The sequence below is a fragment of the Pedobacter sp. WC2501 genome (assembly GCF_052682415.1).
Map to the genome: position 1 here is coordinate 5,503,984 of NZ_JBQZFI010000001.1, position 24,448 is coordinate 5,528,431.

Here is a 24,448-nt window from a genome sequence, read left to right on the forward strand (position 1 = left end):
TAGTTCGTCTGGTTTAAATCTTTAGAGCTGTTTTGATGGTTAAAGTTTCTGCCGGTAAACCAGGCGAGGTAACCGTAAGTTTGATATCTCCAACTTCATGTTTGCTCTTTATCACAACTAAAGCTTTACCTTTCCATACCTTACGCGTATCGCCCACATATTGTTCAAAATCTTTCAGATCAGCATTATCGACTCCTGCAATTACACCTGGGCCTTCGATCTTGAAATGCAAACGATTGGTTGCATTAGGTTGGATTGTTCCCTCTTTATCGGTTACCTCAATCTTAATGTACGATAAATCCTGCCCGTTCGCCAAAATCTCTTTCCGGTCTGCTGTTAGTTTTATTTTTGCAGCCTCGCCGGCACTTTTCAGGATCGCTGATCCCGTTTCTTTATTATCTTCTACCCCAACGGCTTTAAGCAAACCCGCAGTATATGGAACCTGAAAAGTAGCTTTAAACTGTTGTTCGCGTGTAGTTGCCTGTTCACCTAACAGTTTGTTATTAAGGTAAAGCCTCACTCCCGGATATTTAGAATACACTTCAACCTGAACAGTTTTCCCTTCAAAACCTGGCCAGGTCCAGCTTTCCCAGGTTGGCCATACCGACCACAATGTTTCTTTGATTTCTAATGGTTCGGGGGCTGGTTCACGGACAGCCATATAGAGTTTTTCGTTATCGTTATACAGCATGCTCCGGTAATGGGAAATGGGTTTCCGCCATCCGGTCAGGTCAATATCGCCGCAATACGCGCCATGCCATGGAAAAAAATTATTCTCCCAATGCTCACCAGGTACCTCACCTGAATAATAATAACGGCCAATTCCTGACTCTCCTAAATAATCAATGGCTGTCCAAACGAAATCACCGATTACATAATTGTTTTCCTGCACCAATTTCCAATTGGCAAAAGCATCTTTCGGATAAGATTCGGTTTGAACAATGATCCTCGAAGGCACTCTTTTATGATCGTCAGGAGCGCTATGCAGGTTGTAATTATAGCCGGCAACATCATGCACCGCCATCAGCGGATCGAAAACTTCCCACTTTCCGTTAGCTACAATTGCGGAGGTAACAGGACGGGTATTATCTATTTTCTTAACAGCAACAGAAAGCATCCGGGCAGTTTTCACAGCATCAGGATCTGCCCGTTCGGGTATTTCGTTACCTATACTCCACATAAAAACCGAAGGATGGTTGCGGTCACGTAATACCATTGCATCCAGGTCGCGCTGCCACCATTGCTTGAAATATTTCTCATAATCGTTGGTGGTTTTTCCAATTTTCCAACAATCGAAAGATTCGTCCATTACCAATAAACCTAATCTGTCGCAAGCATCAAGAAATGCTTCAGAAGGGGGATTGTGAGAAGTCCTCACGGCATTGAAACCACCGGCTTTAAGCGATTCCACCTTACGTTCCTCGGCACGGTCAAAAGCAGCAGCACCTAAGCATCCATTATCATGATGTACGCAACCGCCGTTTATCTTTACTGTTTTCCCATTAAGCTGAAATCCATTTTCGGCAGTAAATTTCAGGGAACGGATACCAAAACTCGTTTTTGTATCGTCCAGCACTTTTTTATCTTTTACTACCTGAATATGAGCCTGGTATAAATATGGTGTTTCAGGTGTCCAAAGCATTGGGTTCGACACTTGTATGGTTTGCGTTATTTCCTTCTCGCTATTGGCAGGAAGCTCGACCGTCATCTGGCCATCTCCCGCATTTTTAGCATTTTTGTCCCATAGAAGAGTTTTTACAACAATACTCCGGGCAGATGCTGTTTCATTTTTAACCTTGGTTTTCACCAATACAATTGCTTTTTTTGAAGATACCTGAGGAGTTGAAATATCAACACCCCAGTGTGCAACATGAACAGGATCGGAAGCGATCATCCAAACATGACGATAAATTCCAGAACCACTGTACCAGCGGCTGTTCAGCTGTTGTGAATTGTCGACACGCACGGCAATAACGTTCTCTTTCCCAAAATTCAGATAAGGTGTAAGATCGTAACTGAAGGAGGAATAACCATAAGGATAAACACCTAGCGATTTTCCGTTGATAAAAACTTCGGAATTCATATAAACGCCCTCAAAATAAATAACTGTTTTTTTTTCCTTCTGGCGATCGGGCACCTGAAAGGTTTTGCGATACCAGCCAATTCCTGACGGAAGATATCCTCCATTTGCACCAGTAGTATTTTTAGGACTTATTTTTCCTTCGATACTCCAGTCGTGCGGCAGATCAAGGCTACGCCAACCTGAATCATTGAAGTCATTTGCTTTAGCTTCCGGCGTATCACCTAAAAAGAATTTCCAATCATAATCAAATAACTGTTTTCGTTCATTATTACCATTACTTTGCGCATTTGCCAGCGAACAGTTTACCAGAAGTAAAAACAACGCAGTAAAAATACGTTGATATAACCTGAGGTTGCTATAGGTTCTGCCTATATTAAAATTGTTCCCGAATTGGTAACATAATTTCCTGCCACCTACTGGTGAGCCAAATATTTGCTTCATAAAAAATATTAGTTTTTATCAATGATCATCAAGTGTAAATCGCCTGTTTGCTGGTTTTTAATCGGACTATTTTATTGGAGTATATCTAAAATTCTTAAAAGTTACCTTTCCATCTCCTATAGAACAAAGACCAATGCGCAAGCTTAAAAATCCGCTAAGTACATTATGGTGCATGCCTGATACCTCAAAAGAATTTTCAATTTTGTTCCATTTCACACCATCTTTACTGTAATACAGGTCTACTGTGTTTTCTACATTTTTTAGACGGAGGAATACATGGTTGTTAACGACATTCTTTTCAGCCGGAGCTCGCCAACCACGCAAATCGGCAACGATGTCTTCATTGTTAGCGAGGATCCCTGAAGACGCAGAGCTGTTGTAAAAAAGAGCCAAGCCGGCCGTTGCTTTTCCTTCAATTAATACTTCAACATCAACGGTATAGGAATGGTCTTCGGGGATGCATAATAAGGGAGAACTATTGCCTATCGTATTTCCTTTTGATTTTACTAACAAGCTGTTGTTAGCCAATTTAAACCTGTTGGTATCCAGCTCTTCAAAAAACTGCCATTGAGATTTTAACTTATGACCCGCAAAATTGTCGTTCAGGTTGAAATTGGTTTTAGAAGAGGCCAAATCTGGCTTTCTGATCGGTTTACTGTCTGATATGCCAGCCGGAACTTTGTACCAGCCGTCTTTTGTCCATTCTATTGGCAACAGCATCGTTTGGCGGCCTTTGTTGTAAAAATCTTTTTCGTAAGCGTGGAAGACCATCCACCAGTTTCCCTTTACATCATCAATTATAGTAGCATGCCCTTTCGACCTCCATTTTTCAGATTGTTCGGTTGTTCTGACAATCGGATTATAAGGTGAATTTTCCCATGGGCCGGATAAGGATTTAGATCTTGCGGATACGACCATGTGTCCGGTTATGGGGCCTGCCGTTCCGCCTTCTGCCACAGTAACATAGTAATATCCTCCCCTTTTTATCAATTTAGGGCCTTCCAGACAAAAACATTCGATAGACCAGTTTCTAGGAATAGGCCAGCCTTTGTACGAACTCTTTTGGTTTCCGGCGGTGGAAAGGCCATCGTCAGATAAGGGCACAAATCCTCCGTCGCTGAAGAATAAATATCTTTTACCCTGCTCATCTGTAATATGTCCCGGGTCGATGTTGCCGATTTTCAGATCAACCGGTTCACTCCATTGACCACTGATCGAATCTGCGGTGACCACATAATTGGTACCGTTTGCAGGGAAATAGATATAAAACTTATTTTTATACTTCACCAGATCAGGTGCATACACCGAGCCCACTTTTTTATGCAGGGCGTTTGTTACCGGTTTCCAGTTAATCAGATCTTTTGAATGCCAGATCAATAAACCAGGATAATATTCGAAAGATGAATGAACCATGTAATAATTATCACCGTCGCGTAGTATACTAGGGTCGGGATAATCTCCTGCAAAAATAGGATTGGTATAGAAGCCCGGGGTCTTGGGATGCTGAGCTACCTGATATTGCGCTGTTGCACAAATGGTGAACTGGATTAAGAAAATTGTTAATAAAAATTTGTTCATATTATTGAAAGTTGTAAAAATATTGAGGTGATACGCGCGCCTGGTGCCGTTGTCCTATTTTTCTATAGACCGCTTAGGTTTAAATCAGCTAGAAATCAATATTTATCTAAATCCGTGATCCATAAGGTATCACGGATTTTTTATCAAAGTTTTAAATAAGCGGCATAAACCTTATCATTTTACTTCGCTCCCTCGATAATTGCGTTTACGATCCCTTGATCGAGCACTTTATTGTTCCTGCGGTCTAAAACCGAACCTTGTTCCCAAAAGAAAGGCTTAAGACCATATTTAATGGCCTGTTGGGTGGAGTAAGTTATCCAATACGCTACAGATTCATTGTGTTTTACCTGATCTGCAGGTAGATAATTGGGATTTGTTCTCCTGAAAGCTGCATATTCGCCCAGTATTACCGGAATTCCTTTGTCAACAAACTTGGCTTTCATCAATGCATATAATCTTAATAATTCACTTTCTTCGCCCCAGCTTGCATTTCGGCTTGGGTCTGTCGCTGAGTGGTGCCCCGTTCCCCAGTAATAGAACATTTTACCCCAGCTGGCATCACCATCCAGCAATATTGTAAATTGAGATGGGGTATAATTATGCACCTCGACCATCATGCGGTTAGGTACCTGATCTGTTGGAAGGCTATTCATCAGATTATTGGTTTTTTCGAAATCAGTGCCTGGCCCCTGAACAACCAGTACCCGGTAACTGTTCCTGCCACCTGTAGCGCGAACGGCATTTATAAATGTTTGGTGGTAACTGTTCAATATCGCCATCTGTTCTGCGTTTTCAGCCGGAGGTTCGTTAGCACTGGCAAACATCAGGTGTTCATCAAAATCTCTCATGGTTGTTGCAATTTGTTCCCATAGTGCTTTTTGCTTGGCATTAACAGAGTCTTTTTTGACGTTATTGATATTATGATCTAACCAACCATTATCCCAATGGATATTGAGCAGCACGTACATATCATTATCTACGCAATATTTCACCACTTCCTTTACCCGGTTAAGCCATGCAGCGTCAATAGTAGCCTTTGATCGATCACTCAGGTGTTTCCAATCCCATGCACAAGGAATCCTGATGGCATTAAAACCTGTTTGTTTTACAAATTTCACATACGACTCGGTAATCTGGGGATTTCCCCAACCGCTTTCACCACCAGGCGATTCCATTGTATTGCCGATGTTTATGCCCAAATTCATTTTAGCAGCCAGTTGTACTGCGGTACTGCCCATGCCTGTTTGGTCAGGAATTTTGGGCGATGTATTGTAGGAAGGATATAGTGTGCCCGTTTGCGATACCGTAACCCTCCGGGCCTGTCCGTTATCTGAGTTAACCACCATTACCGCAGTGCGGGAAACCCCTGTAAGGTTAGGCGTTGCGGTTAACTTTAATTCGGTATTTCCTTCACTTCCTGCAGTCTGGCTGATCTGCAACCAAAGATCTGCAGGGTTTTTAGTGCTCCATTTACCATTACTGTTAACCGTTATATTTGAAATGCCTCCTTCAGGCTGAAAAGCAACATCCGATGTAGAAATGTTGAGCTGTGGTTGAACTTCTTCTTTCTTTTTACAATATGCGGTAAGCAGGATAAAGGCCAGTAATATGAAGGTATACAGGCATCCTTTTATTTTTACATTTCCGAAGCGGCTCATAAGTTTATTTATTTTTCTTCCGAAGATTATAGGAGTCTTTCCTATTGCTATAATTAAAGCGTACCGGCCCGTAAAATTACGGACCGATCATACTTATCTTGTTTTTACTATTCTGATATTATCAATAGCAGCTTCAAAGTCGGTGACCACGGTTTTACCATCATTGGTAAAAGTGATATTGATTGCTCCATTTCCGGCTGAACCAAGTAGCTCAGTCAAGCTTTGAGCAGGCAAACCGTTCTTTAAAAAGTTTGATAATGGAACAGTGACTGTTTGCCAGCCATTTGTTTTAAATGAAGCGTTAGTGCCGTTTGCATTTTTCCAGGGGCGATAAAAAGCGGAATAGTCAAATGTATAGTCTTTAACTATCTGAATGGAACCATCTGTCCATGGCTTCTTAACCGCTATTTCAAATTTTAGTGAATACTTGTTTAGGGTATCCTGCAGATTGGCTGTTGGAACCCATTGAACTGCGTTGGTATTGATGGAACGTCCGCCTTCCCACCAGTTTCCGTTACCAGCAGGGATATTTGTAGCCTTTAATATTCCATAATTACCATTATTCCCCGGGAAATTTACGGCGCTATTTGAAACATCAGAACCCCAGCTGAAGGAATTTATACCGTCATAGTTATTTAATACACCTGTTGTAAAATCATGGACGTTGTAAAAGGTGGTGGCTGTACCCGATTTTGTGGTTACAATAACAGGCCCGGGTGTTGAAACACTTGTGGGAACTGCCATACTTATAGCGGTACCATCACTTGCCCCCTTAAAGCCCGTTACTTCTACCCCAGCATAACTTACCCGCTGGATAAAAAAGAAATTTAATCCTTTTATCGTAACGCTATCGCCGGGATTGGCGCTTTCATTTGATATTCCGGAAATCGTGGGTGCAGGGGCAACAATCGGAAATGAAAAGGTAGTTTCGCCCTTTGTAGTTACAAAACGTATGGTATTAAGCTGTGAAGGCTCTACCAAAGGGAAAGGAATTACTGCCGGCATTAATACTATTGCACTTGTATCAGAAAACCAGGCATCATTAAATGAGCCCTTTACGCCGTTAAAATAAATCTGAAGTGCTCCTTTTAGGTTACTCCCTGTAATTACAACCCATTTTCCGGTTCCTACCCTGGTTAAGAGCGAATCGCCCGGACTGGGTACATAATTACGTACACCGGTAATAACCGGCGGACCTGATGATGATGAGGATGCATCTTTTTTACAACCTTGAACTGCAAAAAATAGTATTGCAATTAAAATAAGTAACAAATGGATATAGGCCCTGTTTAACAGATTTTTCATATCTTTTTAATTAATAATAAACTGGTTCGGATTAATAATATGGCACTGGTGGATCCAATAATTTCGGGTCAGCCGTTATCTCCGTGGCCGGTATAGGCAAAGTAAAAGTTGCAACAGTTGGTGCTGTAATAACTATACCATTTGTATTTCTGGTTTTCATCCCTGTAGATGGATCATAAGAAAACTGAACCCTTGTGTTTTTTTGAATCTGATTCTTCAATAAGGTAACCGCCCCCTGAGGATTATAATAGGACAGGCGAACCAAGTCAAACCAGTATTGTCCTTCAAAAGCCAGTTCAATTCTTCTTTCATTTCTAAGTGTTTCCGTGGTGATTGTTGTTACCGGATCAACACCAGCCCTTTTCCTTACCATGTTGAAAACCCTTAATGCTTCGGCATCAGAAGTTGAATTATTAGTACCAAGTAAAGCCTCTGCGTATACCAGATAAACATCGGCCAGACGTAAAACCGCATTATGTTCGGTAGAAGACCAGATGTCCATCGTTGGTGCATTATTGTCGATAGCTGTACCAACAATATGTTTTTTAACACTGCATGAGGTTGCGGTATAACCACCACCTGCGGCATTCAGTTCTGGATAGTGATCGCCTGTAAGCATAAAAGTCGCTTTACGCCTTATAGAATCCTGAGGGGTATATAAGGTATCAAGATCAACAGTTGGTCCGATGGCACCGCCCCATCCCCCACCGGGAGGAACTACGCTTCCGCTGGGTGCAAACTGGGTTTGGATCGCATTACCATTTCCATAACCTACACCAGGTGCCCACTGAAAGGCAAAAAGTGACTCCTGATTATCATTAAATTGCGTTCTGAACAGATTGTAATAACTTGGCAAGAGGGTTAAACCGCTTGTATTGATCACATTTTTGGCAAAAAAAGCTGCACTGTCGAGATCAGACTGATTTCTGGTACCGCTAATTCCGGCTTTGGTTAAATAAACTTTGGCCAGCATGCCCTGGGCAGACCATGTCGTTACCCTTCCTGTCTGATCGCGGGTAGGCAGTGCGCTTGCAGCAAACCTTAAATCGTTAATCATAAATTTATACACATCACTAAGACGGTGACGCGGCAACAAAGGATTTTTAATTAATTTATCATTATCCTCAATAATAGGCACTGCCCCCCACAACTGCGCCAGGTGAAAATATGCCGTAGCACGCAAAAACTTCAATTCACCAAGGGCACCGTTTTTACTCTTCAGGGCTACACTATCCGGTACTTTCGTATTGATGGCCTTAATATTGGTGTTACAGTGTGCTATTATTTTATAAAAACAGCGCCAGGAGGTACTAATCTGTCCATTATTGCTGGTTATCGCAAACGAAGTCAACTGAGCAAGGTCTGCATTATAAGGTTGCATTAAATTGCCGCTTAGAATGTCGCCGATACCGAGCAAAGGAAAACTGTTCCAATCATTCCATGGTTGCGCATAAAGGGCAGCTGTGGCAAGCCTTAAGTCTGAAGAGCTCTTATAAAAATTATCTGTTGTTATTTGCGACAAGGGAGCTCTCTCGAGAAAATCTTTTTTACAGCCGCTTATTATTATAGCGGCGGCAAATAAAGTGAGTATGTATAGTTTAATATGTTTCATAATTTTTGGTCTTAGTTGTTTAAGATAGAGATGTTGGCACCAATAGTAAACACACGCGGCTGCGCATAATATCCGTTATCTACACCTGCTGCTAAGGGATTCCATGAACCTATCTCAGGATCGTAACCTTTATATTTCGTAATTGTAAATACGTTGGTTACCTGGGCATACAGGCGCAAGTTTTTCAGGTGGATTTTGGATAAAAGACTTTCTTTAAAATTATATCCCAGTGTAATACTTTTACACCTTATAAAAGAACCATCTTCGATATATTTGCTAGAAAAACGTTGGTTGTCGTTACCACTGGCCTGACTGATTCTGGTGATATTGGTTTCGGGATTGGTAATATATACGTTGTTGATATCAGCAGCAGAACCGGCCGGATTGATTAACCCGATGCGGGCATAATCTCCTACGTTTCTAAAGTATCCAAAATTCTGATTCGGGTTTTCTGCATCCACCCTTACCTGGTTATAAAGTTTGTTACCATAATTTCCAGACATGAAAATGTTCAGGTCAAAGTTTTTAAAATTAAAGCTATTGTTTATCCCAAACTGGAACTTGGGAATTGGTGAACCTAAAAAAACCTGGTCGCTTTCATCAATCACACCATCGTTATTTTGGTCTTTAAATATCACATCACCAACCCATACGCCTCCTGAACCATTAGTAATTGGTATTGGCAGGCCTCCTTTTTGCGTTAAGGCAGGATACTTTTTAAAATCTTCTGCATTTTTATAGGTACCCAGGGTTTCGTAACCATAATATTCACCTATTGATCGGCCGACCATTGATTTGGTAATTGCTGTGCTGCCTGCATAACCATATAATGCAGCGGCATCCGTATTTAAAGTGAGGATCTTATTTGTATTGTGTGATAAGGTCAGATTACTTCTCCAGTTGAAGTTTTTAGATTTAATGTTATGGGTGGTTACAGAAAATTCAATTCCTTTATTACTTACAGAACCGATATTGATATATGGAGATTGGATGGATCCAGGTGCATAGCCTGTAGCATCAACCATACCTGAATACAATGGTAAGGTGAGGCTTAATAATAAGTTATCGGTTCTTTTATAATATGCATCTACTGAAAAGTCAACCCTTCTGTTCAGCATACTTACGTCCAAACCCGTATTATATCCTTTTGTAGTTTCCCATTTTACATCAGGATTGCCACTGGTAGCAATAAGTTGTGAATTACCGGATAATGATGTAGCTACTGTTCTTAAAGTTGAACCATAAGCATAATCACGTATGTTTTGGTTATTCTGCAAACCATATCCGATTCTTAGTTTCAGATCATCAATTGCTTTTACATCTTTAAGAAGATTTTCCTGTTTCAACCTCCAGGCAAACGCCCCTGAATAAGTAGTCACCCATCTGTTTTCGGGTGCAAATTTGGATGACCCATCATTCCGGACATTAAGCGTAACATTATACTTATCATTGTATTTAAAATCAATACGGCCGAAATAAGACTCTCCGGCGGTTTGTCCTTTTTCGCCGGCATTAGTTGCTGTGGTAGCATCACCACCATTTATGGCCTGTACATTATTACTTGGAAAATTGGTCCGGGTTGCCGATACATTTTCAAAGTCCCAAAGTTTAGACTCATGCCCAACCATTGCATTCAGGTTATATTTGGTGGCAAAAGAATGCGAATAGGTGAGGTAATTGGTAAGGGAATAAAATGTATTTTTCCCGCTAAAATAAGTTGCCGAATTAGAGGTTTTGGAGTAAGCACCCATGGTATAAATGGGATCGAACTGATCTTCTGTAGCTGTTGAAAAATTTCCTGATATTTCATTACGTAACGTAAGTCCTTTGGCAAACTGCACCTCTGCATAAGCATTGCCGAACAATTCGTAACGGTTCTTAAGGTCTTTTACGATTTTTGCCAAAGCAAAAGGATTGGTTCCGGTAGCGCCATAGATATTGGGATCATTGCCACCCCAGGTACCATCCGGATTGATTACGTTTACATCCGGCGTTTGATTTAACGCCTGCCTGATTACACCTGACTGAGATGTAGTAACGTTTTCTTTTACGTTGGCTAGCTGAAGGCTCACCCCCATTTTCAACCAATCGGTTGTTTTGTTATCCAGATTTAACCGGCTCGAGATCCTTCTGAAATCAGATCCCAGCGCAATTCCGTCTTGGGAAAAATAGGTTCCTGAAAGATAATATTTTGTTCTGGCATCACCACCGGTAAGGGCAACATTATGGTTCTGCATCAGCGCAGTCCTGAAAAGCGCTTCTTGCCAGTCTGTGCCCACTCCCAGGTACGCCGGATTTGCAAACTGCGGCCTCAGATCATAACCGATAATCGCGGCTTTTTCATTCATAAATGTTGCGTATTCCCTGAGGTTCATCACTTCGTAGTATTTTGGCAGCGCCTGGGCACCGGCATATCCATCGTAGCTCACCACCGGAGGACCAGAAATGCCCCGTTTGGTCGTGATAATCACCACACCATTGGTTGCCTGTGCACCATAAATAGCGGTAGCTGAAGCATCCTTCAAAATATCGATTGAAGAAATTTCAGAAGGATTGATACTTGCTAACGGGTTTGTACCCTTATCTCCTGTTGAAGGCAGGATCTGAAGACCATCAACCACATATAACGGAGGGTTATTACTAAAGCCTGAAAGTCCGCGGATCTGTACCGAAACACCGCCCCCCGGCTGGCCCGAAATCTGCTGTACTACAACGCCCGGAACTTTTCCCTGTAATGCCTGATCAACAGTAGTCGGCTGTGTTTTAAGGAGTTCTGATCCTGAAATCGAAGACACAGAGCCGGTAAGGTCACGCCTGGCCTTATCGCCATAGCCAATAACAACCACTTCATCCAGTTTTGTAGATTCGATCCTTAGCATAACATTGATTGTACTGCCATCACCGATCATGATTTCCTGTGGCTGAAAACCGATCATTTTGAAAACAAGCACATCTCCAGTATTTGCCCTTATTGAATACTGTCCCTGCTCATTTGTCGAAACTGCCGTTTTTTTCGTTTTTACCTGTACGGTAGCCCCGCGTAAGGGAGCAGGATTATCGCTCCCCACTATCTTTCCTGTAATCTGTCTCTCCTGAGCATAGCTTTTTAAGTGCAGCAGCACCAAGAAAATTACCGCCAGCAAAAAAGCCGGTAATTTCCGAATAGAAATTGGTTGGTTCATATTTGGTTTATTTTGGTTTTTCGCCCTTAATTAATGACACTGACAGGGGAACTGCGGGACTTATACGAGGTTATTCTTCTCTGACCGATGATCCCGATTGCCTGCCATTAATTATTGGCTTTGAATATTCAAATATAGTTTCAAGTCAAAGTGACGAATGCCTCAAATGATACAAAGAAAGGTACTTTTGTTACACAACCAGAACTGGCATTCTGGTTATCAATCCGACAAGACAAAACACAAATCACTAAAAATCTGATAGTTAAATAAAAAAATACAACACATAAAAATGAGTTTCTTTGATGTAACATCCGGTCTCTTTGAGGCTTTATCTAAAAAATTATCCCGTTAACTACAGCCTTGGAAGCTCTGCAACCTATTATCTTCATTGTGTATTTGACAATGAATCCAAAACTACCGTTAACATATAAGATCCTTTTTCATGGGATGATATTCATGCAGGTTGGCTGTTTGGAATTTCCAGTCCACCAGCTAAATCCTGGATGTGGCACTAATTTTTTAACAAGGGGAAGTATAATGATGCAAAATCAAAACTCCGCGACTGGCAAGGCCATAAAAACATATTTATTAGAAAGATTGCGGAAAACATTTTGGAGGTACTTTGCTCATAACGCCAAAATAAGTGGATACACTCTTAAACCGAGTTACTCATCAAAAAGATTCATAGCCCTGCTATTGCCAATTATATCAAAGTAATCACCGAATTGCCAGGGAAAATAACGTTTAACACCAAAATCAAGGATAAACCTTACTTTTCTTTCGAAATAGAATCTGTTATACGAAAAAAGTCAAAGTCGGCCGTGCCCCCTATATTTTTTGTAGCATAATTAAACAAAGCAAAACGATAGCCCATGAAATGTGGAATGCTATATTTCATCTTCAAAGGTGGTCCTATTGGTTTCCAAACTTTTCCATCAAGACTATAAAAGAAATTAGCTTCATCTTTCCCATTAAGCGCGTAAAGGTTATTAGCTTCATCATTCTTGCCGGTAAAATCGCAATCGATTCTGAAGTAAATTTGGTCTTGATTCAATGGAATTCGCTTTATTTCGACAGGTTTATCATGATCAGTAATGATCATTACTATTGACTTTTGACCTGCATCAATTTTAACGCCTACTGATCCATACTCTTTTTGGAAAGCTGAGCATCCGGCAAAATCGCCGTCTTTCATATTGGAAACATCCAGGGCAACAGAAGCTGAACTGGTTGGGCCAATAGTTCGTTGTGTAAGTGTGTTTCTGGCCTGAAGAAAATCAGTGTCGATTCTTCCTGTTTTGAGGCGCAGGAATCCTTTTCTTTCAGTTACAGACCACAGCGCATTATCCGGATTATGATTCCATTGCCAAGCAAGCGGCAAAGCAGGTTCGCCTTTTTTACGGGTAAACTCATCAGAAGACACAATGCCTGGAATTAAACCTTTACCAGCCGGCAGATCGAGTGTATCGGGCACTTTGCCATTGATGCCTAAAACAGGCCAGCCATCTTCCCACTTGACGGGAACGAGATAAGGAACGCGGCCAACAGCAGCAAAATCGCGGAAAAGATAAGAGAACCAACGTCCATCAGGAGTATTGATCAGTCCACCTTGAGCAATTCCTCTATCCTGTAAGCCAACTTTTCCTTCCCAGGGTCCGTTGATATGGTCTGCCCTATGTATAAGTACAGTTCGCATTCCACCACGTGGTGCACAAATATTAAATAAATAATATTTGCCTTTTACTTTAAATAATTGAGATCCTTCAGCGCTAAGGCCTACTTCTTTTCCTGTTGGTGCGCTGGCGTTCTCAATGAGCACCCGCTCCGCAACGCCTGGTTTAACTCCTGTTAAATCCTCATTTAATTCAACAATTTTTAGTCTTTCAGCCCCATGAATTAAATATACCCTGCCATCATCATCAAAAAACAAGGAATTGTCATGATATGCTGGCCTAAAAGAAATTCGTTCCCAATTTCCCTTTTCTATATCTTTTGTTTTAAAAATATAGGTCTCACCTGTGGTGTATGCAAAAGTGGTTACATAATATATCCCCTTGTGATAGCGCAAACTACTTGCCCAGGAACCCTTGCTGTATGCGTTTTGACCGTCTGTCAAATTTAGCGCCGGCAAATCTCCCAAAGTATCATAGGCATAGTTGATAATTTTCCAATTGATAAGATCTGTCGATTTCATAATGGGTACCCCAGGGCTCATGTGCATCGTTGTACTGCTCATGTAATAGTTATTGCCTACACGTATTATTGAAATATCTGGTACATCTGCATAAATAATGGGATTAGTAGCTTTTTGTGCATATAAACAGGGTACTATAAGGGTGATCATTAAGGCTATCATGCATAAGCTGTAAATCGCATTTTTTATATTCTCATTTGGGTTTTTCATTCTTAACCGATTTTAATTGTAATTAGCATTAATAAACCTGCAACCGGAATTAACGAGTGAATTTCCATTCGTCAAATAAAAACCCCTCTCCATTAAACACAAAATAGATATTCGTTACTCCTTTATCTATTTTAAGGTCTATTTTCTTTGAGCGCATAGTCCATTCCTGCTCATCACATATCAGGGAAACAAGAGGCGTACCTTTAAGATTATTTACATAAACATCAATTTTACCTTTTCCTTTCACCCTGGCTTCGAATTTGGCAGGAATCTGTTTACTAAAATCGGTTCCCCGCACCATGAGACATTGTTGATCTGCTTTTCCTTTGGCAGCCATATTGCCGGGATTACCAACAGCTTCGAACTGAACTTGCCCCGAAGTGCCTGCAGTAGTTTCTGCTTGCTGAAGAACAAATGGATTTAATGGATTAAGTTGCGAAGTACCTTTAAAAGTTGCTTTACCCATGTGGATATTCACATTCTTTTCATCCACCTGCATTTCTTCGATACCCACATTACGAAAACCACCTTTGGTGCCAAAATAATCCTGTAAATACATGGCATGGTAAGCAATATAATAGTTGCCTTTAAACTTAAACAGGTGAGTATGATTGTTTGTCCAAGGCCCTACATTATCATCGCCAGTATTCTTAAAGTAATTATCCCGATATTTCCAGCTATCCGGGTTTAAAGGTGTTTTACTGGTCATATAAGACATGTTGCATTTGGTTGGTTTGTCAATATTGCTATAAGGCCATTCTGTGCGTTCTTCCCAGCTCGTATTATAGGTATACACCCAGGTTCCGTTGATGAAATTAAGGTCGCTTGCCTCAAAAAAATAAGGGGCGGGTATTTTAGCAACATCGCTGGCCAAACTGATCATATCTTTTCCTAACTTGACTATTCTGGCATTATCTGGCATATATTTCGTTTTAGGCGATCCGCCTCCAAAAGTAAGCCAGCCTGTACCCTGGTCATCAATCACAACTCCGGGATCGAATGGCGCATCAACATCCACACCAGGGACAGAACGGTCAATTATGTTCTTTCCCAATGGGTCTTTCCATGGACCAACCGGAGAGGTGGAAGTAAGCATGGCTGTGCCAATACCACTATTGGAGTAATACAGATAGAAGTGTGTCTTACCATCTGCTTCCATTCTGGATGTAATGGAAGGTGCCCAGGAATTCTGACTCCATGGTGCCAGTTCGGCAGTATTGATGAGGCCATGATAAGTCCAGTTAACCATATCATCGGAAGACATCATCACCAGTGTACGGATATGCTCGTATGAATTTTTCCCATCCTTTCCTACATGCTCATACTGTTGATGGTCATTTGTGGCATACACATAAATTCTTCCATTGTATTCTACGGCGGTTGGGTCGGCCGTAAACATAAAATCTAATAAAGGATTGGCATTATTGGAGGTAAGTTTTGGCGAAACATTTGCGAATTTTTCTGCCAGGTTTTCCTTAACCATTTTAGGTTTACCTGTATTCGCCTGCGCTTCTGCATCTTTTCCAAATCCTAAAAAAGAGATTGCAAAAACCGTACTTAACAACAGTTTTTTTCTAAACATGTTTTTTTATTTTATCTAACGAATACCCGTTAAAGATTAATTTCAATTAATTAACTATCGTATCATAGGAAACTCTTTCTCAATAAACCTGGGTTTCATCAGGCCGTATAACCATAACATTCACTTTCCTCTCCTCAATTTGGATTACGATTTACTTTGACCCTGCAATAAGGGCATCTAACATAGCTTGGTCCTTCACCACATTATTACTTCTGTCTAACATAAAACCTATCTCCCAATAGAATGGCACAATACCATTCGCTTTAGCCTGCTTGGTCAGATAATATGTCCAGTCATTTACAGACTTGTTGTGCATAGCCAAATCCTTAGGAAGATAATTCGGGTTGTTAATCGCATTCCTTCTCCAGGCTGCATATTCACCCAGCATCACAGGGATTCCTTTATCAACAAACTTCTGTTTAATATTTTTGAATTCAGTATCGATCACATCCTCCTCTCCATAGGTAGCGTTGCGTTCTGGCTCAATAGTAGAATGATTCCCTTTCCCCCAGTAGTAAGCCATTTTGCCCCAAGTTGCATCCCCATCCGTTAGTATCGTAAATGTAGAAGGTGTGTAGTCATGCACCTCGACCATCAACTTATTAGGAATTTCGTCTTTTGGCATTGTATTCATCAAAGTAAAAGTTTTAGTAGGGTCAGTGCTGGGTCCCTGCACAACCAGCACCCGGTAACTGTTCCTGCCTCCTGTAGAACGAACTGCCTTGATGAATGTTTCGTGATAACTATTAAGTATGGCCATCTGCTCAGCATTTTCAACCGCAGGTTCATTCGTGCCGGCAAAAATAAGATGTTCGTCAAAATCACGCATGGTTGTAGCAATCTGCTCCCAAAGTGCTTTTAGTCTCGCATTAATATCCTCTTGCTTTGCCGCATTGACATTATTTTCGAGCCAGCCATTATCCCCATGAGTATTCAGCATCACATACATATCATTAGCCACACACCATCCAACTACTTCTTTCACCCGGTTAAGCCATGCCCGGTCAATTTCTGCTTTATCAGGATCACTTAAATGACTCCAATTCCAGTTACAAGGAATCCGTACCGTATTAAATCCCATTTGCTTTACAAATTTCACATAGGATTCGGTCAGTTTACTACTCTGCCACTCACCTTCGACCGGTGATTCCATGGTATTGCCAAAATTTATTCCCAAATGCATTTTTGCCGCCAGTTGTACAGCCGTACTGCTCATACCGGTTGCATCAGGTGCTTTTGGCGATAAATTATATGTTGGATATAAATTACCTGTTTGCGTAATCTTAATTCTCCTGGCCTGGCCATTATCGGATTTAACCGTAACCACACCATAACGTGATGCACCGGTACCATTACCGGAAAATTTTAGCTGTAACTGTGTAGCGCCTGCTTCGCCAGTCGTGCGACCTATCTCTATCCAGGATACCGCATCATTAATAGCTGCCGTCCATGCGCCGTTGCTGGTAATGGTTACTTCTGTACGCTCTCCATCTGCCTGCGCTTTAATATCCAATGAAGAAACTTCCAGCTCTGCTGCAATCTCCGACTTCTTACAGTACGAAGAGAATAAGGCGATAATGATCAGGAGACACAAAAATATCCCCCCATTTCTATTTTTCAGGTTCATAATATGGTTCATTTTGGTTAGTTTATAATTTATCTTTTAACAATTCCCGAATTGTCGGAGTCTTTTTTTACTACCGATGTTTTGAATTTATTTGACGTTAGTATTGTCAAAAACCCATTTCAATAAAATCGGTAAGTAATTAAGCTTTATTTCTCACTGTCACCCTACTCCTTTATTTGTATTTCTCAGATTCGCTAGAAACCTGAATAAAGGCTGATCCGGATAATTGGTTATTAGCGTCAAAATTAGGTTATGGATATAATCCAGAATAGATCAGATCTTTCAATTGCAGCAAAAAATGTTGCAGAAGGCGCTATCTACAACTAACATTATTGTGCTTTATGTCTTATCCTGTATCAAATAGATGGCTTTGGTCCAAAATTAAAGGGCAAGTTCAACTCTTTCCCCGTTTTTGATGATAGAGTAAGAGGCTGTTTAAAATTAAATAAAATTTATTTCGTACGTCAGTCTGAGCGTAGTCGAAGACCATTTCACCGCATTAATAAAGCAATCAACTACGCTCTTGTAAAAACAAAAGGTCATTATATTGTTCTAAAAAATTAAACAGACTCTTAATCTTTCTTTTGAAATTATAAAATGAAGAGCCACTTATGCCGGAAACACAGAAGTTTACATAATAAAAAGAATTTCTTAGCCAAGCAGATATCCTTAGCATTGAATTAATCAATTCATTTTTAACTGGGTATAGTGTTTAATAAACCAGGTTAACGCAGGGCTTTTACTCGATTCTTTATAAGCCAATACCACCTCTGTATTAACAGGAATAGCATCAAACTCTACAAAAGATACTTTCAAATGTGCGTATTGCTTCTTTAACGATAATGGCAAAATAGATACACCCAGACCTGCTTCTACCAATTGTAATATGGAGTGTACATTGTTGGCCTCGTGGGTAATGTCTGGACTAAAACCCATCCGCTGGCAAATCTCCATGAGTTTTTGGTTGTACTGGGGTGCAAAATCTTTATTAAAAAATATAAACGGACTTTTTTTCAAAAAATCGGTAAGTTCATGCTGACCATCATTTTTTTGATCTGTTAAAGGAATAACCACCACAAATGGATCAAAAAACAAAGATTCTACTTTCAATTTCTCGGAAAAAACCGGAGCTCTTAAAATCCCAACATCCAGGCTGCCATGTTCCAGTGCTTTAATTTGGGTGAGTGTAGGTACTTCAAACAAACTCGTTTTTAGATAAGGAAATTCCTGATGCATCAATTTTAAAATTTCTGCCAGGTGCGATTGGTAAACCGAACTGATATAACCAATCCTTAATTCGCCGCTAACCCCTTTATGAATTTTACGAACAACCTCTTTACTTTCTTCCAGCTTGTTAAACATGGCATCAACCTCACTCTTAAAATATTTGCCGGCGTTTGTTAATGCCACCCGCTTATTATTCCGAACAAACAGCTGTGCACCAAGTTCTTCTTCCAGTTCTTTAATCTGCCTGCTTAAGGGCGGTTGCGAGATAAAAAGTTTGGCTGCTGCTTTGGTAAAATGAAGTTCTTCTGCAACAGTTTTAAAATACAACAGATGTCTGAGTTCCATACTGATAATACTTAACAGGTATTGATATATACTAAAATTGATATTTTACAAATATGATAAACAGCACTAACTTTACAAAAAAATTAAAGCAATGAACAAAGATTATTCGCATAAAGCAACTAATGAAGAAATCAAAACAAGGTTTGATAACGATGTAGAGCGTTTCTCGAACTTAGAAAGCGGTCAACAAACCACGATCGACGCACCACTTACCATGGAACTTTGCACAGGAGCAGCCACATATATTAATCCGAACGCGAAAGAACTCTTGGATATTGGATGTGGTGCAGGTAATTACACGTTAAAAATGCTCAGCAAAATCCCAAACCTGAACTGTACCCTTAACGACTTGAGTTTACCGATGCTGGAACGTGCAAATGATAGGGTATCGGCACAAACTACCGGAACAGTAACCGTTATACAGGACGATATGCGAAACCTTAATTTACCTGACAATCATTTCGATATTGTATTAGCCGCAGCAACATTTCATCATTTGCGTACTGATGCCGACTGGGAACTTGTTTTTACTAAAGTTTACCGCGCCTTAAAACCCGGCGGCAGTATCTGGATTTCAGACCTTATTGCACACGATTCTGTATTGATCGATAATCTTTTTCAGGATCAATATGGGGCCTACCTCGAAACACTTGGTGGTGAAGCATATAAACAGAAGGTATTTGATTATATAGAATATGAAGATACCCCGCGTTCTTTAAACTATCAGCTGGCATTACTGCAAAAAGTTGGGTTTAGCGTTACTGAGATACTGCATAAAAACTCTTATTTTGCAGCCTTTGGTGCGATAAAATAAAACGATTCTGCCAGGTAATATTCAATCATTACCTGGCAGAATCTCCACTAAGATTAATGAATAGCAAGAATAATTCTATTTTAAAAAAAGAGAATCCCGGGTTTATTTTTAATAAATGATTTAATAGGCCACCTACCAAATTAAGGGTAGCCAGGTTTAAAACTTTTACTTAATACAGCTAATTCATCTTGATTGATCAGATTAGGATCTTCAAACTGTAACTTTAAAAAGTTAACCGGAACTTTTAAAGTACCATTTGTAGTGCGTAATATGCAAGCTTCTTCATTCGCGGTGGAGGATACATAATGACCGATTTCGGATTCAATTTCAGATAAACGGATCAGCAATTCGTAATAGATGTAGAGTGGGGTATTCACCACGCAAAGTTACCACAATAAAAAGCAAACATTTAATTATTGTTACATTAACGTTAATTCATCTGCTAACCTTAAATTAACAGTAAGCTTTTTTTTCATTTAAGCTCATCAACCGGGGCCTAAAACTTAATCCCTGCTTAACAATAGTAGTTTTAAGTTTGCTGTTAAAATTCAGAAAGGTTATGAAAAAACGCTCAACTCACTTAAAAAGAATGGCTTATTGCTGCTCTTACCTAATTATTCTGACCATTTCCCTCCATTCCTGCAAAAAAGATAAAAAACGTCCCGATTATCCCGCTGGAAGTAACGAAAACATCAATACCTGGATACTCGACAGTCTGAAACGCTATTATTATTGGAATGAGCAATTGCCTTCCGATCCAAATATCGGTCTATCACCCAAAGATTTTTTTAATACCGTCCGCAATGCTTCCGACCGTTTTTCCTATATCAATATCCCAAATGACGCCACAACCATTATACCGAACAACCGGAACTTTGGTTTTGATTATGTAACTGTTAGCGACCAGAACAGTGCTAAAATAATTGGAATTATCAAACTGGTTTTAAAAGATTCTCCTGCATCACGGGCAGGATTAAAACGTGGAGATTACATCAGCAAGATCAACGGAAAAACATTAACAACTTCCAACTCACAGGCTCTGCAGGGCGAAATTTTAAGTGGCGACCGCTTTTCGCTAACGCTGGCAGAGCAGAACAGCAACGTATGGACAGATACACGTACCGTAGAACTGGCTAAAGGTGTAATCCTCGATCAAAAAGAAATTAGTAAAGTGATGGAAAGTGATGGAAAAAAAATCGGCTACCTCTATTTTCTTGATTTTAATGGAGGATTGGCTAGTTCATTAATTCCGGTTTTCAGTAATTTCAGGGCTGAGGGCATTACCGACCTGATCCTCGATTTACGTTATAATGCTGGTGGTCAGGTAGCAGAAGCGGCAGCAATATGTACCATGATTGCACAGAACGTAACTTTCGATAAAGCATTCATTACCTACAAGGGCAATAAAAACGGTGGAAACAGAACAGAGTCCATTGGTACCGCAGCTACTTTCGATCGAACTGTAAATTTCAATGTTCTTCTTCAACAAAACCTGGGTTTAAGCAAGGTTTATATTTTGTCAACTGCCGCCACGGCATCGGCTTCAGAAGTGATGATCAACAATTTAAAACCCTTTATCCAGGTTATACAGATCGGTGAAAAGACGAGGGGCAAAGATGAAGCATCGTTCAGGATATTTGATGCAAGGAGTCCAAAACAGGTTGACTGGGAAATGCACCCGATTGTGTATAAACTATTTAACGCACAAGGAACCGGTAATTACAGTGCAGGTATCCCGCCCGATGTAAATGTAAATGAAATCAATACCTTACCCCTGCTCCCATTTGGCGATCAGGCCGATCCGCTGGTAAAAGCAGCAATGGCAAGGATAAGCGGCAAAGTAGCCAAAACGAGCATTAGTCTTAACACAATGCTTTCGGGAGCTTTCCAACCCGGAAATATTTTAATGGATTCGAGAGCGCAATCTGCACAACAGGGCATGGTTATTACCCACCGATAGCAGAGATAGAAAAGGTTCTCATTAGCTTAACATTAACTTTAAACACAAGCCCTAACTTGCCACCGTTAACCGCTACTCATGGAAAAGTTGGAAGATTTTAAAAATATAAAACTCCTGAATGCATTGAAAGCTGGCGATTCTGCTGCTTTTAATGAAATTTACCACAAGTACCGCCAAAAGCTATTTGGTTATGCCTACCATTTTACCCGCTGCCGTGAACAAGCCGAAGAACTGACACAAGATAGCTTTGTCAGACTTTGGGAAAACAGGACTAAGGTAGACCCCGAAAAAAATTTCGATGCTTTTCTTTATACCCTCATCCGCAATAATTTTTTGGGCACACTCCGTAAAAAAGCAAGGGAAAAGGCCTATAGCAGCGAAAGTTTAGCACATGAACAATCTTTTAATGCGATTGAAGATGAACTTGATGCAAAAGAATCGAAACAGTTGGCACAGGAAGCGATCGAAAGCCTTTCTCCTCAGGTAAAACGGATCTATCTCATGAGCCGGAACGACCACCATACACATGAAGAAATATCGCAGCTGATGGGGATTTCTAAAAACACGGTGAACAACCACCTGAAAAAATCACTAAGCATCATGAGGAAATACTTTAAGATTTATTCGCCGGAAACAATTATATCATTGGTAGTAGTGATGTTTTGCTAAGCGGTCAGCGTGGAGCGTTTAGTAACCGCGATCGTCATTTATATCCAATAGCTATCGAATGAAGCGCAACGAAATGGAAAGATCCATCTCAACAGATTTCTCGACTGCGTTGCACTCCGCTCGAAATGACGGAAACTAGAGGGAATTTTCACGCAGAGATTAATTCCTATCATTTATATTAATTAGAGAAATCTTCATCTCGTCTGAAGCGCAGCGAAATGGAGAGATTTATCTTAACAGATTTCTCGGCTTCGTTACACTACGCTCGAAATGACGGAAACTAGAGGAAATTTTCACGCAGAGATTAATTGCTATCATTTATATTAATTAGAAAAATCGTCATCTCGACTAAAGCGCAGCGAAATGGAGAGATCTATCTCAACAGATTTCTCGACTGCGTTGCACTCCGCTTGAAATGACGGAAACTAGAGGGAATTTTACACAAAGATTAATAGGATGAAAAGTTGATTGATAGGGATGCGCGGCGCTCGCTAATTAGTCATGACATATTGGATTATTCATTTCCATTATCCATCTTAGATTTTCTATCCTAAAAGATCCTTCGACTGCGCTCAGGATGACAAAACGAGTTAAATTTCCGCGTTTTCGTGCCTCCGTGGCTAACTCCTAAAACACGCGCTAATCGGTCATTGTAAATTGATTATTGGTGATTAATCATCGATTAAATCTTTTTTAAAATAAATTTCATTTCCCTATAGCTGTATGCCAACTCTCGTGCATATATACAGTAACGCGCAGCATAAAAGCGTAAAGAACAAGCATAAAAAGTGAAACAAGATTACATTAAAATATTATTTGAACAATACCTGGAAGGCAAAACCAATCAGGAGGAGGAAAAAATCCTGTTGGATTACCTTGCCAATCCAGCGAATGGCGACAGCGAATTTCATGCAGTAATGGAAAAAGCATGGAAAAAGCAAAACCATCAAGCCGACTACTCTTCTGAAGCCAGGCAAGGCCTTAACCAGATCTGGAATAAAATTGAAGAGCGGGAACCAAAAAGCAGACCGCTACACCCTATATTAAAATATGCAGCAGCAGTTGTGGTGGTTATTTCTGCAGCATTTGGCTGGTATGCCTACAAAAAAACACAAGAACCTTTACAAACAGCTATTGCTTTTTTAAGTAAAACGACTCAAAAAGGCGAAAAAGTGAAGTTGATACTGCCTGATAGTTCGGTTGTATACCTTGCCGCCGGAAGTAAACTTACCTGGCCATCACATTTTGCTAAAGGCAAACTGAGAAATATCCAGTTGGAAGGTGAAGCATTTTTTGAAGTAAAACATGATACCAGCAGTCCTTTTATAGTACATAGCGGACAAATGCAGACAAGGGTTTTGGGTACTTCCTTTAACATATATGCTTATCCGAAAGACGGAACTTTCAGTGTGGCAGTACGTACCGGTAAGGTAAAAGTTTCGGAGAACAGTAAGGGAAAATTAAAACAACTTTCGCTGCTTACCCCAGGAATGAAATTATTATACCATTTAAAAGCACACGATTACACTGTTAGTAACGAGCGCATCACCGAAGTAAATGCCTGGATTAAAAACAGCTTTGCTTTTAAAGATGTAGCCCTTCCCAATATGCTTAAGTCATTAGAAAGGTATTACAATGTGCATTTTGAATTGAAGACCAATAAACTAAACCAGTGCAGGTTTAATGCAACCTTTACCAACAAAAGCATTGGCAATATAATGGAAGAAATCCGCGTGATGAGCGGCAAAAAGATGAAATATAAAATAGATACTGCGAACAAAACAATTACCGTATGGGGGGAGGGCTGTCAATGATGAGTTAGCGATATGCTATGGCGCTGCAAAAGGCGCAATAAACCGGATTTATACCTACGAAAAACAATTAAACCTCTTAACATGAACAAGGAGCCGGATTGCTCGAACAATCCAGCTCCTAAAACAAAAGTTTTTAACCCGTGAGAA

15 protein-coding genes are annotated in these 24,448 nt (G+C 40.4%); 4 read left to right on the plus strand and 11 right to left on the minus strand.

Annotated features, from left to right (window positions below; all coding sequences use genetic code 11):
* Nucleotides 1-13: 13 nt before the first annotated feature.
* The 10 genes from ACUN24_RS23065 to ACUN24_RS23110 form a co-directional block, all read right to left on the minus strand.
* Complete coding sequence (locus tag ACUN24_RS23065; protein ID WP_445564648.1) at nucleotides 14-2,524, minus strand: sugar-binding domain-containing protein; 2,511 nt, start codon at nucleotides 2,522-2,524, stop codon at nucleotides 14-16.
* Between the two features lie 66 nt (nucleotides 2,525-2,590).
* On the minus strand, nucleotides 2,591-4,102 hold the full coding sequence (locus ACUN24_RS23070) for a family 43 glycosylhydrolase (protein WP_445564649.1): 1,512 nt from the start codon (nucleotides 4,100-4,102) through the stop codon (nucleotides 2,591-2,593).
* A 179-nt stretch (nucleotides 4,103-4,281) separates the two neighbouring features.
* Nucleotides 4,282-5,760: a cellulase family glycosylhydrolase gene (locus ACUN24_RS23075; protein ID WP_445564650.1), complete on the minus strand. Its 1,479-nt coding sequence runs from the start codon at nucleotides 5,758-5,760 to the stop codon at nucleotides 4,282-4,284.
* Nucleotides 5,761-5,853: 93 nt separating this feature from the next.
* The gene (locus tag ACUN24_RS23080; RefSeq protein WP_445564651.1) at nucleotides 5,854-7,065 is read right to left on the minus strand and encodes a glycan-binding surface protein; all 1,212 of its coding nucleotides are present in this window, start codon (nucleotides 7,063-7,065) and stop codon (nucleotides 5,854-5,856) included.
* Nucleotides 7,066-7,096: 31 nt separating this feature from the next.
* A complete protein-coding gene (locus tag ACUN24_RS23085; RefSeq protein ID WP_445564652.1) occupies nucleotides 7,097-8,677 on the minus strand; it encodes a RagB/SusD family nutrient uptake outer membrane protein in 1,581 nt (526 codons plus the stop codon).
* Between the two features lie 11 nt (nucleotides 8,678-8,688).
* Nucleotides 8,689-11,859 (minus strand): SusC/RagA family TonB-linked outer membrane protein, encoded by a 3,171-nt coding sequence (locus ACUN24_RS23090; RefSeq protein WP_445564653.1) that lies wholly within the window; start codon nucleotides 11,857-11,859, stop codon nucleotides 8,689-8,691.
* Nucleotides 11,860-12,628: 769 nt separating this feature from the next.
* Nucleotides 12,629-14,263 (minus strand): glycoside hydrolase family 43 protein, encoded by a 1,635-nt coding sequence (locus ACUN24_RS23095; RefSeq protein ID WP_445564654.1) that lies wholly within the window; start codon nucleotides 14,261-14,263, stop codon nucleotides 12,629-12,631.
* A 49-nt stretch (nucleotides 14,264-14,312) separates the two neighbouring features.
* The gene (locus tag ACUN24_RS23100) at nucleotides 14,313-15,845 is read right to left on the minus strand and encodes a glycoside hydrolase family 43 protein (RefSeq protein ID WP_445564655.1); all 1,533 of its coding nucleotides are present in this window, start codon (nucleotides 15,843-15,845) and stop codon (nucleotides 14,313-14,315) included.
* Nucleotides 15,846-15,996: 151 nt separating this feature from the next.
* Nucleotides 15,997-17,484, minus strand: coding sequence for a cellulase family glycosylhydrolase (locus tag ACUN24_RS23105; protein ID WP_445564656.1), 1,488 nt, complete (start codon nucleotides 17,482-17,484; stop codon nucleotides 15,997-15,999).
* Nucleotides 17,485-18,156: 672 nt separating this feature from the next.
* Nucleotides 18,157-19,044: a LysR family transcriptional regulator gene (locus ACUN24_RS23110; protein ID WP_445564657.1), complete on the minus strand. Its 888-nt coding sequence runs from the start codon at nucleotides 19,042-19,044 to the stop codon at nucleotides 18,157-18,159.
* Between the two features lie 91 nt (nucleotides 19,045-19,135).
* Between ACUN24_RS23110 and ACUN24_RS23115 the strand changes: the two genes are divergently transcribed.
* On the plus strand, nucleotides 19,136-19,858 hold the full coding sequence (locus ACUN24_RS23115) for a class I SAM-dependent methyltransferase (RefSeq protein ID WP_445564658.1): 723 nt from the start codon (nucleotides 19,136-19,138) through the stop codon (nucleotides 19,856-19,858).
* Nucleotides 19,859-19,998: 140 nt separating this feature from the next.
* Here the strand turns inward: ACUN24_RS23115 and ACUN24_RS23120 are convergent, their stop codons facing one another.
* Nucleotides 19,999-20,235 carry a hypothetical protein gene (locus ACUN24_RS23120; protein ID WP_445564659.1) on the minus strand — a complete coding sequence of 79 codons (237 nt, stop codon included), beginning with the start codon at nucleotides 20,233-20,235 and terminating at the stop codon, nucleotides 19,999-20,001.
* Nucleotides 20,236-20,417: 182 nt separating this feature from the next.
* Here ACUN24_RS23120 and ACUN24_RS23125 point away from each other — a divergent pair, with 182 nt between their 5' ends.
* From ACUN24_RS23125 to ACUN24_RS23135, 3 genes are all read left to right on the plus strand, one after another.
* A complete protein-coding gene (locus ACUN24_RS23125) occupies nucleotides 20,418-21,818 on the plus strand; it encodes a S41 family peptidase (RefSeq protein ID WP_445564660.1) in 1,401 nt (466 codons plus the stop codon).
* A gap of 78 nt (nucleotides 21,819-21,896) precedes the next feature.
* Nucleotides 21,897-22,487, plus strand: a complete 591-nt coding sequence (locus tag ACUN24_RS23130) for an RNA polymerase sigma factor (RefSeq protein WP_445564661.1) — start codon at nucleotides 21,897-21,899, stop codon at nucleotides 22,485-22,487.
* 788 nt (nucleotides 22,488-23,275) lie between these two features.
* Nucleotides 23,276-24,301 carry a FecR family protein gene (locus tag ACUN24_RS23135; protein ID WP_445564662.1) on the plus strand — a complete coding sequence of 342 codons (1,026 nt, stop codon included), beginning with the start codon at nucleotides 23,276-23,278 and terminating at the stop codon, nucleotides 24,299-24,301.
* The last annotated feature ends 147 nt before the right edge of the window (nucleotides 24,302-24,448 follow it).

What these genes read in the sequence shown, in the direction of transcription:
- ACUN24_RS23065 (WP_445564648.1), bottom strand. Translation starts at nt 2,524, where the DNA reads ATGAAGCAAATATTTGGCTCACCAGTAGGTGGCAGGAAATTATGTTAC.
- ACUN24_RS23070 (WP_445564649.1), bottom strand. Translation starts at nt 4,102, where the DNA reads ATGAACAAATTTTTATTAACAATTTTCTTAATCCAGTTCACCATTTGT.
- ACUN24_RS23075 (WP_445564650.1), bottom strand. Translation starts at nt 5,760, where the DNA reads ATGAGCCGCTTCGGAAATGTAAAAATAAAAGGATGCCTGTATACCTTC.
- ACUN24_RS23080 (WP_445564651.1), bottom strand. Translation starts at nt 7,065, where the DNA reads ATGAAAAATCTGTTAAACAGGGCCTATATCCATTTGTTACTTATTTTA.
- ACUN24_RS23085 (WP_445564652.1), bottom strand. Translation starts at nt 8,677, where the DNA reads ATGAAACATATTAAACTATACATACTCACTTTATTTGCCGCCGCTATA.
- ACUN24_RS23090 (WP_445564653.1), bottom strand. Translation starts at nt 11,859, where the DNA reads ATGAACCAACCAATTTCTATTCGGAAATTACCGGCTTTTTTGCTGGCG.
- ACUN24_RS23095 (WP_445564654.1), bottom strand. Translation starts at nt 14,263, where the DNA reads ATGAAAAACCCAAATGAGAATATAAAAAATGCGATTTACAGCTTATGC.
- ACUN24_RS23100 (WP_445564655.1), bottom strand. Translation starts at nt 15,845, where the DNA reads ATGTTTAGAAAAAAACTGTTGTTAAGTACGGTTTTTGCAATCTCTTTT.
- ACUN24_RS23105 (WP_445564656.1), bottom strand. Translation starts at nt 17,484, where the DNA reads ATGAACCATATTATGAACCTGAAAAATAGAAATGGGGGGATATTTTTG.
- ACUN24_RS23110 (WP_445564657.1), bottom strand. Translation starts at nt 19,044, where the DNA reads ATGGAACTCAGACATCTGTTGTATTTTAAAACTGTTGCAGAAGAACTT.
- ACUN24_RS23115 (WP_445564658.1), top strand. Translation starts at nt 19,136, where the DNA reads ATGAACAAAGATTATTCGCATAAAGCAACTAATGAAGAAATCAAAACA.
- ACUN24_RS23125 (WP_445564660.1), top strand. Translation starts at nt 20,418, where the DNA reads ATGAAAAAACGCTCAACTCACTTAAAAAGAATGGCTTATTGCTGCTCT.
- ACUN24_RS23130 (WP_445564661.1), top strand. Translation starts at nt 21,897, where the DNA reads ATGGAAAAGTTGGAAGATTTTAAAAATATAAAACTCCTGAATGCATTG.